A 12,722-nucleotide genomic window follows, 5' to 3' on the forward strand; every position below is an offset into this window, starting at 1 on the left:
TCATGCTGCACAAGATTAAAGAGATCGTTTTTGCTACTGACTTTTCGGACTCGAGCCATGCCGTGATCCCCTCGGTAGCGCAGTGGGTAGACACGCTGGGAGCGAAACTGACACTGCTGCATGTCTACAACCCGTCTAAAGCGACCTATCGCGAGGCGGAGGCTCAGCTGCAATCGTTCTTCGCCGAAGCTGACAACTATCCGCACTGCGAGCGCGTGCTGATCAGCGGCGATCCGACGGAGGGCATCGCGACATTCTGCGAGCGTCGCAGGAACATTCTGCTGATGCTGCCGCCAAGCGATCTGACAGGTTTACCCCGGCCGTGGCACCGTTCGATGCGGGCGCGGCTTATCAAGCGGCTCAGCGTTCCGATATGGACGCTGGGCCGGGTCAATGTTGGTGAAAGCACCACGGCGGCGCATCGCCACATTGGCGTGTGGCTGGGCGACCCGGAGGAGGGTCTGTCACACCTGCAGCAGGCGGCGCACTATGCGTCGGAGACGGGCAGCACGCTGCACCTGCTGCATGTGGTGGATGAGATCAACGAGGGATCGCTGATCAAGCCGTTGACCTCGGCGGGACCGATGGGCGAGGAGGCGGCAGATGCGTGGCTGCAGGAGATTGCAGACACGCTGAATCCTTCGTGCCGGGTGGAGGTGCATGTGGCGCAGGGCCGGGTGAGCCGCGAACTGCCGAACCTGATCCGCCGCAGCGGGGCCAACCTGCTGATGGTCTCGCACCAGGGTGCGGTGCAGTCGGGCTGGATGGGACCGGCGATCAACCCGATCTTCGGCAGGTGTGCAATCAGCCTGGTTTCGGTGCCGTATACGGGCCGATTCGAGAAGCTGGTGCATGGCGAAGAGGTTGCAGAGGTGGCAGCCTAGCTTCGCGAAGATTGCGCAAAGAATCAGCTGTTTAGCGGGGCATGGCTGATTCTGGCCTGGATGGGGAGCTGGACCATGGGGGGCCAGCAACCATCCAGGCCAACTCTTTTTGCGATTGCGGGTCTATTAGAGGAGAGGCACCGACTTCGATGAACCGTCTTCTCTCCCGCGTGGCCGTGCTGGCCCTTGTCGCATTAGGTTCGATGGCCGTGCTGGCCGAGCAGCCCGCCAATATTCCTCAACAGCTGAGTACGCTGGCCGATCAGCCGGCGACGCATCTGTCGTTCTCGTTCGACCGCTCGATGCTGGACTCTGCCAGCGCTTTTCTTGACGGCAGTGGATCGCCGGTGGGCAACGCCACGGCGCAGCTGCACAGCATCACGGTGGACACGTACCACTATCCGCATGCGGCGTTCTACACGCCGGAGGCGATGAATGGCATCATCGCTACCTATCACGCGGCGGGATGGAAGCATCTTGTCGACGCGCATACGACGCCTGCGATGAGCGCGCAGCCGAACCACTCCATCACCGACCTTTGGCTGCACTTCAACGGCATGGAGATCGACGATGTGACGGTGCTGACGCGCGGGGCGCGCGACATGAACCTGATCCAGATCTCGTGCGCTCTGCGGCCGCTGGACCTGCTGCACCTGAGCGGACACTTCGGGATTCCGAAGGTCGATCCGAATGCCGTGATGGTGCCTGCTCCGGATGGGCGGTAGGGTGCCGTTGTGTCTTGCTGGGTGAGGGAACGGAGCGGATTTCTCCGCTCCGTTACGGAATGACAAACAATGGCTGTGGCTGTCTGAGACTTACGGCTCGACGTACTGTTCTACGCGCTGCAGCAGCGCCAGTTTGCGTGTGGGGTCGAGGAAGCTGGCCTCGACGGCGTTGGCGGCCAGTTCGCGCAGCTGATCGAAGGTGAAGCCGTAACGCTCGTGGGCGAGGAGGTATTCGCCGAGCAGGTTGCTGCCGAACATGGGCGGGTCGTCGGAGTTGAGAGTCACCATCAGGCCGCTGTCGAAGTAGTGCTTGAGCGGGTGTTCATCGAAGCTGGTACAGCAGCCGGTCTTGATGTTGCTGGTGACGTTGAGCTCGAGCGGGATCTGTCGTTCAGCGAGTACGCCGAGTAGCTCAGGGTCGGACTGCGCGGAGAGAGCGTGGCCGATGCGTTCGGCGCCGATGTTGATGGCGGCCCAGATGCTTTCGGGGCCGACAGATTCGCCGGCATGCGCGGTGAGACGAAGGCCGGCGCGCTGTGCCTCTTTATACAGATCGCGAAACTGGCTGGCGGGGCCGCGGGCCTCGTCGCCGCCGATGCCGATGCCGACGAAGCTGGGGTATAGCGCCTTCATCTCGGCGGCCTTGCGGAAGACCTTGGCGCCTTCTTCAACACCGAAGTGGCGCACGGCATCGACGATCCAGAGCAGGGTGACGCCGAAGTCCTTTTCGCCGCGGATACGGGCGCGCTCGATGGCCTCGACATAGGGCTCGACGTCGGTCTTCTTCCAGTAGTAGATGATGCCGAAGGAGATGTAGACCTCGGCGTGAACGACGCCTTGGGAGGCGAGGTCGCGGATCATGTTGTAGGTGATCAGCTCGTAGTCTTCGGGCCAGCGCAGGCGCTCGGTGACGGCCTTGAAGGACTGGAGGAAGCCGAGGAAGTTCTCGTACTCGTAGAGAGCCTGCGCGGTGCCGAGCGTCAGCGGTTCCTTGTCGTGGCGCTGGCTGAGTTCGACCAGCGTCTCGGGCTTGATGGTGCCTTCGAGGTGAAGATGGAGTTCTGCCTTGGGGAGTCCGCGCAGCCACGCCGCAGCGTCTATCTCGTTCTGCTTCCTTGCCATCTCTCTATCTTAGGCTTCGGGAGAGTAAAACTCACTCCGCTTGCGGCTATAGAAAACGTAGACGACGAGGCCGACGATGAGCCAGACGAAGAATCGCAGCCAGGTCTTGACCGGAAGCCCGGCCATCAGCAGGATGCAGAAGATGACGCTGAGGACAGGGATGACCGGGCCGAAGGGAACGCGGAATCCGCGATGACGCTCCGGCTGCCTGGACCGCAGCACCAAGACGCCGATGGAGACGAGAACGAAGGCGAAGAGGGTGCCGATGTTGGACATTTCGGCGAAGGTGCCGACGTCGAACAGGCCGGCGGGGATGGCGACGAGGAATCCGGCGACCCATGTGGCGAAGGCGGGGGTGCGGAACTTCGGGTGGACGGTGCTGAAGGCCTTGGGCAGCAGGCCGTCGCGGGACATGGCGAACCAGACGCGGGCCTGTCCCAGCTGGAAGACGAGGATCGACGAGATCATGCCGATGATGGCGCCGATCAGTACAGCGAGGCGTACCCAGTGCAGGCTGTGACCGCCGGGTAGCAGGGAGACGCGCTTGAGAGCGTTGACCACCGGAGCCGCATCGCCTGCGACGGAGTTCCACGGCACCATGCCGGTGAGCACGGCGGCGACGCCGATGTAGAGGATGGAGCAGACGATCAGCGTGGCGAGGATGCCGATCGGCACGTCCTTCTGCGGGGATCGGCACTCTTCGCTGGCGGTGGAGACGGAGTCGAAGCCGATGTAGGTGAAGAAGATGATGGAGCCGCCCGCAAGGATGCCGCTCCAGCCGTTAGGCGAGAAGGGAACATAGTTGCTGGGGTGGATAAAGCTGATGCCTGCGAAGACGAAGATCAGGATGGCGACGATCTTGACCAGCACCATGATGTTGTTGGTGCGGGCGGACTCGCGGATGCCGCGAACGAGGACGACGGTGAGCAGCAGCACGATGAGGAAGGCGGGGATGTTGAATCCCGCATGCCAGCCGGGCTGGTAGATGTCGTGGCCCTGTAGGTCCTGCAGCCCGAGGGGGAGATAGGCCGGGGAGAGCCACTTGGGCGAGAGCCCGAGCCCCATCCAGTCGAGAAGATCGACGACGTGGGCGGCGAAGCCGACGCTGACGCTCATGTTGCTGAAGGCGTACTCGAGGATGAGGTCCCAGCCGATGATCCAGGCGATCAGCTCCCCGAGCGTGGCGTAGGTATAGGTGTAGGCAGACCCCGCGATGGGGATCATGCTGGCGAGCTCGGCGTAGCAGAGGCCGGTGAGGGCGCAGACGATCGCGACCAGCACCAGTGAGATGGCCAGGGCAGGCCCGGCTCCGGGACGACCGGCGACCGCGCCCGAGGTGTGATGCAGCAGGCCGACGAGAATGTCGATCACCGGCGAGTCGGCGAGGATGGCTTCTTTCGCGGGGTTACCGCCGATGGCCGTCCCGATGACGGTAAAGATGCCGGAGCCAATGACGGCGCCGATTCCGAGCGCAGTAAGGCTCACCGGTCCCAGGGTCTTCTTGAGAGCGGTTTCAGGACGCTCGGACTCTGAGATTAGTTTGTCGATCGACTTTGTTTGGAAGATTTGCCTTGCCAGCGCCCTGCTCCTCAACAAAATTGTCCGGGAAGTATCTGGGAGTCGTCCCGGACTCACCCGATCAAAACCATGCCGCTTTGATGTCTCTTCGGGGAGGAGCTATCTTCCGGGGCGACAGCGGACTGCCTGGCCCCGGAAGACCTCATCGTGTACTAGCGCTTGGACTGACCGCGCGACAGCTTCTTGACCTTAGCCTTGTTCTCTCCACGCGGGGTGGTGCGCTTCGCCTTTGCCGGGGCTGCCTTACGTGCAGTGCGCTTGACCTTCTTGCGTTCAACCTTATCGGTAATGCTCTTGGTATTTGCCATTTAAATCCTTGCCAATCACTCTCTAAAAAAATATGTTGCGCTAGTTAACCTAGAGGCGTTCCAGCTGGGCAAACTTCTCCACCAGCTTCTTCACGCCATGCTGTTGAAATTGTACTGTAATCTTGGCGTCATCCCCATCGCCTTCGCGACGAAAGACAGTTCCTTCGCCATACTTGGGGTGCCGGACGCGGGTACCCTGCCTGAGGCCGGTCTTGCCTGTCTGCTCAGCCACTTCCATCCTGGGGCGCCCGGTTTTGGCCGGTGACCCCTGTCCGCGGGAGGAGAAGAAGCTGGAGATGTTATCCAGGGAACCCGATCCGCTGTAGGAGCCGCCGGAGCGGTTCTGGCCGGGTTTTCCTGCGGCCGGGCGGCGATCTCCGCTCTGGTCCTCGTCCTCGTAGCTCCAATGACGCTCTCCGGCCTCGCTGTCGCCGCCCCGGCGGTTGGCCTTGGGGTAGGGGGTGGCGTAGGCGTTGCTGTAGTCGCCGCTGAACTGGGGCCGGGGCGGGGGGCTGCCGAGGTCTTCCACCAGGCGCGAGGGCACCTCTTCGAGGAAGCGCGATGCCGCGCTGGAGTCCGGCATGTCGTTGCCGTAGCGGCGGCGATAGCGGGCGCGGGTCATCACCAGGGTGTCCATGGCGCGGGTCATGCCGACGTAGCAGAGGCGGCGCTCCTCTTCGAGGCCATTGGGGTCCATCAGGGTGCGTGCTGAGGGAAAGAGGCCCTCTTCCATGCCGGTGAGGAAGACGAGAGGGAACTCGAGGCCTTTGGCGGCGTGCAGGGTCATCAGCGTGACCTTGGCGTCCGCCTCGTACTGGTCGGCGTCGCTGGACAGGGCGGCGTGGTCGAGAAACTCGTCGAGGGTCTCGCCGCGCTCTTCGGCGTCGTGCGCCGCGTTGGCAAGTTCCTTCAGGTTCTCGATGCGGGAGAAGGCCTCCGGTGTGCCTTCGTCCTCGAGGGCGCGGATGTAGCCGCTGCGCTCGTTGAGGAACTTGATGAGCTCGGGCAGGGTGGCCTTGTCGCCGGGCTTGCGGAAGGCGGCCTTCTCGCGCGGCGTCTCGCCGAAGATGCTCTCGCGTGCGGGAACTGTTCCGGCGGAGGCGTCGCTGTCCTTCTTCGCGCGGCCGGTCTTATCCTCTTTGAGGACGACCGGGGCGAAGGGGTTGAAGCTGGCGGCGGCGATGCCGTGGGCTTCGTCCGTGTCCTTCGAGTTTTCGGGCGCGATGGTGGAGATCTCTTCGCTGGGGCCGAAGTCGAAGGCGAAGTTGAAGTTGGTGTCGAAGCTCTCGTCCGCTTCGTTTTCTCCTGTTGCGGCGGCCTCTTCTTCTGCGGCATCGCCGAACGCCGAGACGTCGAAGGACGCATCGTCAAAAGAGACGTCGTCGCCTGCGGCCGGCTCGCCTTCGAGATCGGCGGCAAGCTTTTCTGCGAAGTCGGGGCCGAGCATGGCGCGGGCGTCGTCGATGAACTTGCGGAAGCCTTCGAGCGCGTTGAGCGTGCGCTGCGGCAGCAGGCGTTCGACGATGGCGCGATGCATCGCGTCCCATGTGCTCATGCCGGTGCCGAGGGCCATGCGCTCCAGCGTTTCCATGGTGGTCTTGCCGATGCCGCGCGCGGGGGAGTTGATGACGCGCTGCAGTGCGATGGAGTCGTTCGGATTCTGCACCAGCTTCATATAGCTGAGCAGATCTTTTACTTCGGCGCGGTCGTAGAAGCTGAAGCCTCCGACCATGTGGTACTGGATCTGGTAGCGGCGCAGAGCCTCTTCAATGAGGCGCGACTGCGAGTTGGTGCGGTAGAGCACGGCGCATCGCGCTTCATTATTGTTCTGAGCGCAGTCGCGCAGGTACTGCTTGGTGCGGTCGGCGACGAAGAGCGCTTCATTCTCGCCGTCGGGGGCCTCGTAGTAGCCGATCAGTGAGCCGCCTTCGCGCGAGGTCCAGAGATTCTTGCCCTTGCGCTGCGTGTTCTGCGAGACGACGACGCTGGCGCCTTCGAGGATGATCTGCGTGGAGCGGTAGTTCTGTTCGAGGCGGATGGTCTTTGCGCCAGGGAAGTCTTTCTCGAAGTCGAGGATGTTCTTGATGTCGGCGCCGCGCCAGCTGTAGATGGACTGGTCTTCATCGCCGACGACGCAGATATTGTGGTCCTTGCCCGCGAGCAGTTTCATCAGTTCGTACTGAGGACGATTGGTGTCCTGGTACTCGTCGATCATCACGTAGCGATACTTGCGGTTGTAGCGCTCGCGCACCTCGGAGGAGGACTTGAGCAGACGCACGGTCTCGAGCAGGAGATCGTCGAAGTCCATCGCGTTGGCCTTGGCCAGTTCCTTGCGATAGATCTCGAAGATGTGCGCGATCTTTTCTTCCATGGGATTCGCGGAGGCGAGGAAGTACTCCTGCGGATCGATCATGTGATTCTTCGCCCAGCTGATGCGTCCGAGCACAACGCGCGGCTTGAGGCTTTTGTCGTCGATGCCGAGACGCTTGAGCGCAGACTTCACGACGGCCTGCTGATCGTTCTCGTCGTAGATGGCAAAGGTCCTGGTGAGGCCGACGCCGTTGACGCGCAAGGCTTCGATATCGCGGCGCAGTACGCGCACGCAGAAGCTGTGGAAGGTAGCGAGCGTGGGTTTGGCTAAAGAAGAGTGGCCGAGGATTTTGTCGACGCGCTCCTGCATCTCTTTCGCTGCCTTGTTGGTGAAGGTGACGGCGAGGATGTTGTCGGCAGAGACGCCGCGCTCTTCAATCAAATAGGCGATGCGATGCGTGACGACACGGGTCTTGCCGCTGCCTGCTCCTGCGAGCAGCAGCACCGGTCCATCCACCGTGCGAATCCCTTCCTGCTGCTGGGGATTCATGTTCTCCAAAAGATGACTCAACCTGGTACACGCTCCGTCCTTAATTATCGCTCGTGAAACAGTTCTGTTGTTTCGTCCCCATTTCCACACGTTTGGTCACTTCGAAAAAACCTGCGGAACTTCTTTGAGTCGAATGCGTATGGAACAAAGACGAACTTGCTGAACCATGGCAGCGGGTTCCTCGAGTGAAGCAATACGAAGTTACGAACATCCAGGAGCTGAGATATGAACATCCGCAACGTATTCGCCGCAGCCATCGTCGCAACCTCCTTCGTGGCCACCCCCATGGTGCATGCCGCTGGCCTCAACTCTCCGGTTCACGCGATGTTTGCGAAGACCAAGACCGTCAAGATCGTCCTGATGAACGACTCCGGATCTCCGATGGAGATCAAGGCAGGCGATGAAGTGATCAAGCTCGACGCAGGCAAGCCCGTCACCGTGAATCTGCCTGAGGGCACGCGCATGGTCTCCAATACGACCACCGAAAAGTCGCAGGCTGGATCGCTGATCGCTCAGGTCTCGAGCTCGTTGAACGGCGCCACCATCCACATCAAGTAACAGTTACTGTCGCAAATACGGCTCCTGAGGCGGAGCTCCTTCAAAAGGGAGACTCGCCTCAGGAGCCGCACTGTTGTTTGTGTAGCCTTTTGTCCGCTCCGGGCTGTTTATCGTCCCCTCATGCGAGCTTGATATGCTCTGAGGTGTGATTCGTAACGTTGCAGTGTATTGTGCTTCGGCCAACGGGGTTGATCCGGCTTATCGCAGTGCGGCGGAGGAGTTGGGCCGCGAGCTGGCGCAGCGTAGCATAGGCATCATCTATGGCGGTGCAAACGTAGGCCTGATGCAGGCGGTGGCTTCATCGTCGCTGGCGCTGGGCGGCCGCGTCGTCGGCGTGATCCCCGAGGTCTTGGTGGATCTCGAAGTGGCGCATCGCGATCTCTCGGAGCTGCACATCACCAGCTCCATGCACACGCGCAAGGAGATGATGGCGCAGCTGGCCGATGCGTTCCTTGTGTTGCCCGGAGGCTTCGGTACGCTGGAGGAGCTGTTTGAGGTGCTGACCTGGCAGGTGCTGAAGATCCATCAGAAGCCCATCGTGCTGATCAACATCAACGGCTTCTACGACAAGCTGCTGAGCTTCCTCGACCACTGCGTGGAGCATGGCGTGCTGAAGCAGCGCAACCGCGAGCTACTGATCGTGGTGAGCGGTGTGGATGAGGTCTTTGCACAGCTGGAGATTTAGGCTGCGCGGTCTCTAGCGGCCCGCGCGCAGCTTTGCCTGGCAGGGTTCGCAGCTGCAGACGCGGCGCAGAAACTCCCACGAATAGATGCCGGCCTCGTGGCCGTCGGACCACTTGAACTTGATGGCGTACTTGCCGACGGGCGTGACCTCGACAGGGCGCGCCGGGGCCTCATACATGGGCAACAGAGACTGCGGTTTGGGTTTGGGTTCCCCGGGCAGGCGGTCGTTACGCTCGCGCTCTTCGTGGCAGGTGGCGCAGGGGCAGGCGTCGCGCAGCCAGGGAAAAGTCCATACGCTGCGATGGCCATCCTTCCACAGGATTTCCACGCCTGTGCCTTCGGTCTTGTGGACCTTGACCTTGGCGGGGGTGATGGCGTCGGCAGAGAGTTTTTCTTCGTGCACGGCCTCGCGGCGGGCCTGTTCTGCGCTGACGATTCTGATTCCTTCGTGACTCATATTTTTCTCGTTCCTGCAGCCGGCTGATGCCGGGTCGTTCTCTATTGATATCTCCAGAAAAAGTACGCCGCGACGAGGCATCCCGTCACGACGACGATGGCGCGCAGCAGGTTGGCGTTCATTCGCCGCGCATATTGGGCTCCGACGTATCCACCTGCCCCGGCGAAGACCATCGAGATGAGGCAGTAGTGCCAGACGACGGCTCCGCTGACGATGAAGGTCAGCACGGCGCAGAGGTTTGAGATGCAGGCGGCGAGCACCTTGAGCGAGTTCAGCGTATGCATCTCTTCTACGCCAAACAGGGCCAGCGCCGTCATGATGAGAAAGCCCGCTCCTGCGCCGAAGTAGCCGATGTAGAAGCAGACGGGCAGCAGGGCCAGAAACAGCGGCAGGCCCGCAGGCTTGCGGGGGATGTGCGGCTCGGCGGAGCGGCGGCGCAGCCAGCGAGAGACCGGACCACTGAGGCCAAACATGACGGAGGCGATCAGCAGCAGCCACGGAACCAGGTGCAGGAAGGTCACCTGCTTTGTTTTCAGCAGGACGAGCGCGCCCACGACGCCGCCGATGATGGAGGCGCTGACGACGGTGGGCAGAAGATCTTTGCGGAGGTCGCTGCGCAGCGCGGCGACGGAGGTGAGCTGTCCCGGCCAGAGGGCGACGGTGTTGGTGGCGTTGGCCTGAATGGGGGCAATGCCGACCGCCAGCATCGCGGGGAAGGAGAGGAACGAGCCGCCGCCGGCCAGCGCGTTCATCACGCCGGCGATCATGCTCGCCGTAACCATCCAGGCGTAGCGCCAGTGCGTGCTCAGCTCACTGATCATCCATGTTTCATTGTAATGAAACGTACGAAAGTCAGGCGGTGGGCATGGCGGGGGTGGCGGCGATCAGTTCGCGGGTGTAGGCCTGCTCGGGGGAGCAGCAGACTGACTCGCAGTCTCCGATCTCGACCAGACGGCCGCGCTGCATGACGGCGACGCGGTCGCAGAGGTAGCGCACCAGCGGCATGGAGTGGGAGATGAAGAGGTAGGTGAGTCCGTAGCGCTGCTGCAGCTCGCGCAGCAGGTTGACGACCTGGGCTCCGACGCTGACGTCGAGGGCGCTGACCGGCTCGTCGAGGACGACGAACTCCGGGCGCAGGGCGAGGGCGCGTGCGATGTTGATGCGCTGGCGCTGGCCGCCGCTGAACTCGTGCGGATAGCGGGGCAGAGCGGAGGCATCGAGTCCGACCTCGCGCAGCATCTCGTCGAGCCGCTGGCTGCTGCAGGGTTCGCCGTGGATGCGGAAGGGCTCGGTGAGGATCTCGCGGACGCGCATGCGGGGATTGAGCGCGGCGAAGGGATCCTGGAAGACGACCTGGACCTTGCGGCGAAGGGTACGCAGGTCGCGGGGGCTCATGGCGAGCAGATCGCGGCCGTCGTAGGTGATGCTGCCAGCCGTGGGTTCGATGAGGCGGAGCATCATGCGGGCGACGGTGCTCTTGCCGGAGCCGGACTCGCCGACCAGGCCAAGGGTCTCGCCGCGTGCGATGGCGAGCGAGACGCTGTCGACGACGCGCACGCCGGGGCCGTACTCCTTAATAAGGCCGGTGGCGGCGATCAGAGGTGCGGCAGAGCCCATAGCCGGATGGTAGCAGCCCGGTCAGCCCAGCCTGGGGTGCAGCTTGTGGAAGCCGGTAGCCTCCTGGTAGGCGCGGGCGAAGGCAGCGAGGCGGGCGTCGGCGTAGAGCGCTCCGAGGAAGGTGAGCGAGACAGGAGTGCCGGGGCCATCGGTGTTCTTGCGGTCGCCGTCGCCGGTGTGTTCGGGCGGGGGAGCGTCGTCGCCGCGCACACCGTTGGGGACGATGACGGCGGGATGGCCGGTGAGGTTGGTGGCGGAGAGCTGGGACCCTCCGCTGGGCGTGACGATGACATCGACGGTTTCGAAGATCTTTTCAAAGGCGTCGATGGTGAGCATGCGCGCGCGCTGCGCCTGGATGTAGTCGACGGCGGAGTAGAAGCGGGCGCGGCGGAAGGAGTTGGGCCAGTCGAAGTCTTCCTGCCCGTTGAGCAGAGCGTCGCGCCCGCTGAGGGTGAGCTCCTCGAAGGCGGCGGCGGCCTCGGCTCCGAGCAGGCGCGTCTGGTCGCCGTAGTGGTAGCCCTTGGGGATGGTGACGTCGATGAGATCGACGCCCATCTTTTTTAAGGCGGCGAGGGCGGCCTGCTCGTACCTGGAGTCGTAGGTGTCGTTGACGAAGTCGCGCCGCTGCTGCTCGTTGGGATTGGGTGGAAGGACGGGCAGCTCGAAGTCGGCCTTGATATAGCCGACGCGCAGTTTCTTCCAGTCGAAGTCGGCGTCCCAGTTGAAGGCGGCATCCTTGACGGAGCGGTCGTGGCCGTCCGGACCGTAGATGGCGCTCAGGACCAGGGCGCAGTCCTCGACGGAGCGGCAGATGGGGCCGATCTTGTCCATGGTCCAGCTGAGGGCCATGGCCCCGGTGCGGGGTACGAAGCCATAGGTGGGACGCAGGCCGGTGGTGCCGCAGCGGGTGGAGGGCGAGGAGATGGAGCCGAGGGTCTCGGTGCCGATGGCGAAGCCGACGCAGCCGGCGGAGACGGCGCTGGCGCTGCCAGCTGAGGAGCCGCTGGAGCCCTGCTTCGGGTTCCAGGGGTTGCGGGTGCGGCCGCCGAACCAGAGATCGCCCTGCGCGAGCGCTCCCATGGTGAGCTTGGCGACCAACACGGCCCCGGCAGCGTCGAGGCGCTGGACGACGGTGGCGTCCTCGTCGAAGTGCTGCTGCTCGAAGCCTGCGGCGCCCCAGGTGGTGGGGTATCCCTTGACGGCGAGCAGGTCCTTGGCTCCCCAGGGGATGCCGTGAAGCGGGCCGCGATATTTGCCGGAGGCGATCTCGCGGTCGGCGGCCGCGGCATGCTGGAGGGCACGGTCCTCGGTGAGGGAAATGACGAAGTGAAGCTGGGGATCGTAGCGGCGGAGGCGGTCGAGGTAGAGCCTGGTGAGCGCGACGGAGGTGATCTTGCGGGTCTTCAGCAGCTCGGCCTGCTCACGGACGGTGGCGAAGGCCAGTGCCTCCTCGTTGGAGGAGGTGAGATTCTCGACTTTGGGGGCGCGGCTGATGCGCATGGGGTGGCGCGCCGTGTCGAGTTTTTTGCCGGCGGGAAGGGGATCGAAGACGAAGGCCGGGGGGACGCTGTTGGGGATCTTCATGCTGCGGATGACCACGACGGAGTCGCGCTGCTGGCGCAGGCCGTCGAGCACCTGCTGCTTCTGCGCGGCGGTGAGTTGAATGGCTGCGATGGCGGCTGCGGCGTCGATCATCTCGGGCGTGATGGCGGGGAGGTGGTCGTGATCGAGACCGGCTCCCACACTTTGCCCAGAGGATGCAGAAGACTGCATGGCCATTCCCCAGAGAACTCCGGGCAGCAGAGTCTGGCTGAGTCCAGCGGCGGAGCAGACGCCGAGGAATCTACGCCGGTCGAGGCCGGGACGCACGTTGTTTTGCATGCCGAGATTATTGCATTCCTGCGGTCAACCCCAAGGGAACAAGCGGTT

12 protein-coding genes are annotated in these 12,722 nt (G+C 63.1%); 4 read left to right on the forward strand and 8 right to left on the reverse strand.

All coding sequences use genetic code 11. From position 1 onward, the window contains the following. The first annotated feature begins 2 nt into the window (after positions 1 to 2). Positions 3 to 884: a universal stress protein gene (locus tag PW789_RS08035; RefSeq protein WP_299374035.1), complete on the forward strand. Its 882-nt coding sequence runs from the start codon at positions 3 to 5 to the stop codon at positions 882 to 884. A 149-nt stretch (positions 885 to 1,033) separates the two neighbouring features. Beyond that, positions 1,034 to 1,609: a hypothetical protein gene (locus tag PW789_RS08040; RefSeq protein WP_299374037.1), complete on the forward strand. Its 576-nt coding sequence runs from the start codon at positions 1,034 to 1,036 to the stop codon at positions 1,607 to 1,609. 90 nt (positions 1,610 to 1,699) lie between these two features. Here the strand turns inward: PW789_RS08040 and add are convergent, their stop codons facing one another. From add to PW789_RS08060, 4 genes are all read right to left on the reverse strand, one after another. After that, positions 1,700 to 2,731, reverse strand: a complete 1,032-nt coding sequence (gene add, locus PW789_RS08045) for an adenosine deaminase (RefSeq protein ID WP_299374039.1) — start codon at positions 2,729 to 2,731, stop codon at positions 1,700 to 1,702. Positions 2,732 to 2,740: 9 nt separating this feature from the next. Continuing rightward, a complete protein-coding gene (locus tag PW789_RS08050; RefSeq protein WP_299374388.1) occupies positions 2,741 to 4,324 on the reverse strand; it encodes an amino acid permease in 1,584 nt (527 codons plus the stop codon). Between the two features lie 137 nt (positions 4,325 to 4,461). Then, on the reverse strand, positions 4,462 to 4,617 hold the full coding sequence (locus PW789_RS08055) for a hypothetical protein (RefSeq protein WP_299374041.1): 156 nt from the start codon (positions 4,615 to 4,617) through the stop codon (positions 4,462 to 4,464). A 49-nt stretch (positions 4,618 to 4,666) separates the two neighbouring features. Then, the gene (locus PW789_RS08060; protein WP_299374043.1) at positions 4,667 to 7,477 is read right to left on the reverse strand and encodes an ATP-dependent helicase; all 2,811 of its coding nucleotides are present in this window, start codon (positions 7,475 to 7,477) and stop codon (positions 4,667 to 4,669) included. Positions 7,478 to 7,702: 225 nt separating this feature from the next. Here PW789_RS08060 and PW789_RS08065 point away from each other — a divergent pair, with 225 nt between their 5' ends. Both PW789_RS08065 and PW789_RS08070 read left to right on the forward strand, forming a co-directional pair. Continuing rightward, the gene (locus PW789_RS08065; protein ID WP_299374046.1) at positions 7,703 to 8,035 is read left to right on the forward strand and encodes a hypothetical protein; all 333 of its coding nucleotides are present in this window, start codon (positions 7,703 to 7,705) and stop codon (positions 8,033 to 8,035) included. 145 nt (positions 8,036 to 8,180) lie between these two features. Then, positions 8,181 to 8,720, forward strand: a complete 540-nt coding sequence (locus PW789_RS08070; RefSeq protein WP_299374049.1) for a TIGR00730 family Rossman fold protein — start codon at positions 8,181 to 8,183, stop codon at positions 8,718 to 8,720. Between the two features lie 12 nt (positions 8,721 to 8,732). Here the strand turns inward: PW789_RS08070 and PW789_RS08075 are convergent, their stop codons facing one another. The 4 genes from PW789_RS08075 to PW789_RS08090 are packed head-to-tail and all read right to left on the reverse strand — an operon-like array spanning position 8,733 to position 12,674. Then, positions 8,733 to 9,176: a DUF971 domain-containing protein gene (locus tag PW789_RS08075; RefSeq protein WP_299374052.1), complete on the reverse strand. Its 444-nt coding sequence runs from the start codon at positions 9,174 to 9,176 to the stop codon at positions 8,733 to 8,735. Between the two features lie 41 nt (positions 9,177 to 9,217). Next, the gene (locus PW789_RS08080; protein WP_299374055.1) at positions 9,218 to 9,997 is read right to left on the reverse strand and encodes a sulfite exporter TauE/SafE family protein; all 780 of its coding nucleotides are present in this window, start codon (positions 9,995 to 9,997) and stop codon (positions 9,218 to 9,220) included. Positions 9,998 to 10,028: 31 nt separating this feature from the next. Next, positions 10,029 to 10,793: an ATP-binding cassette domain-containing protein gene (locus PW789_RS08085; protein WP_299374058.1), complete on the reverse strand. Its 765-nt coding sequence runs from the start codon at positions 10,791 to 10,793 to the stop codon at positions 10,029 to 10,031. 21 nt (positions 10,794 to 10,814) lie between these two features. Continuing rightward, a complete protein-coding gene (locus tag PW789_RS08090) occupies positions 10,815 to 12,674 on the reverse strand; it encodes an amidase (protein ID WP_299374061.1) in 1,860 nt (619 codons plus the stop codon). Between the last annotated feature and the right edge of the window lie 48 nt (positions 12,675 to 12,722).

It is taken from the genome of Edaphobacter sp., assembly GCF_028283685.1.
In the GTDB taxonomy this organism is placed as follows: domain Bacteria; phylum Acidobacteriota; class Terriglobia; order Terriglobales; family Acidobacteriaceae; genus Edaphobacter.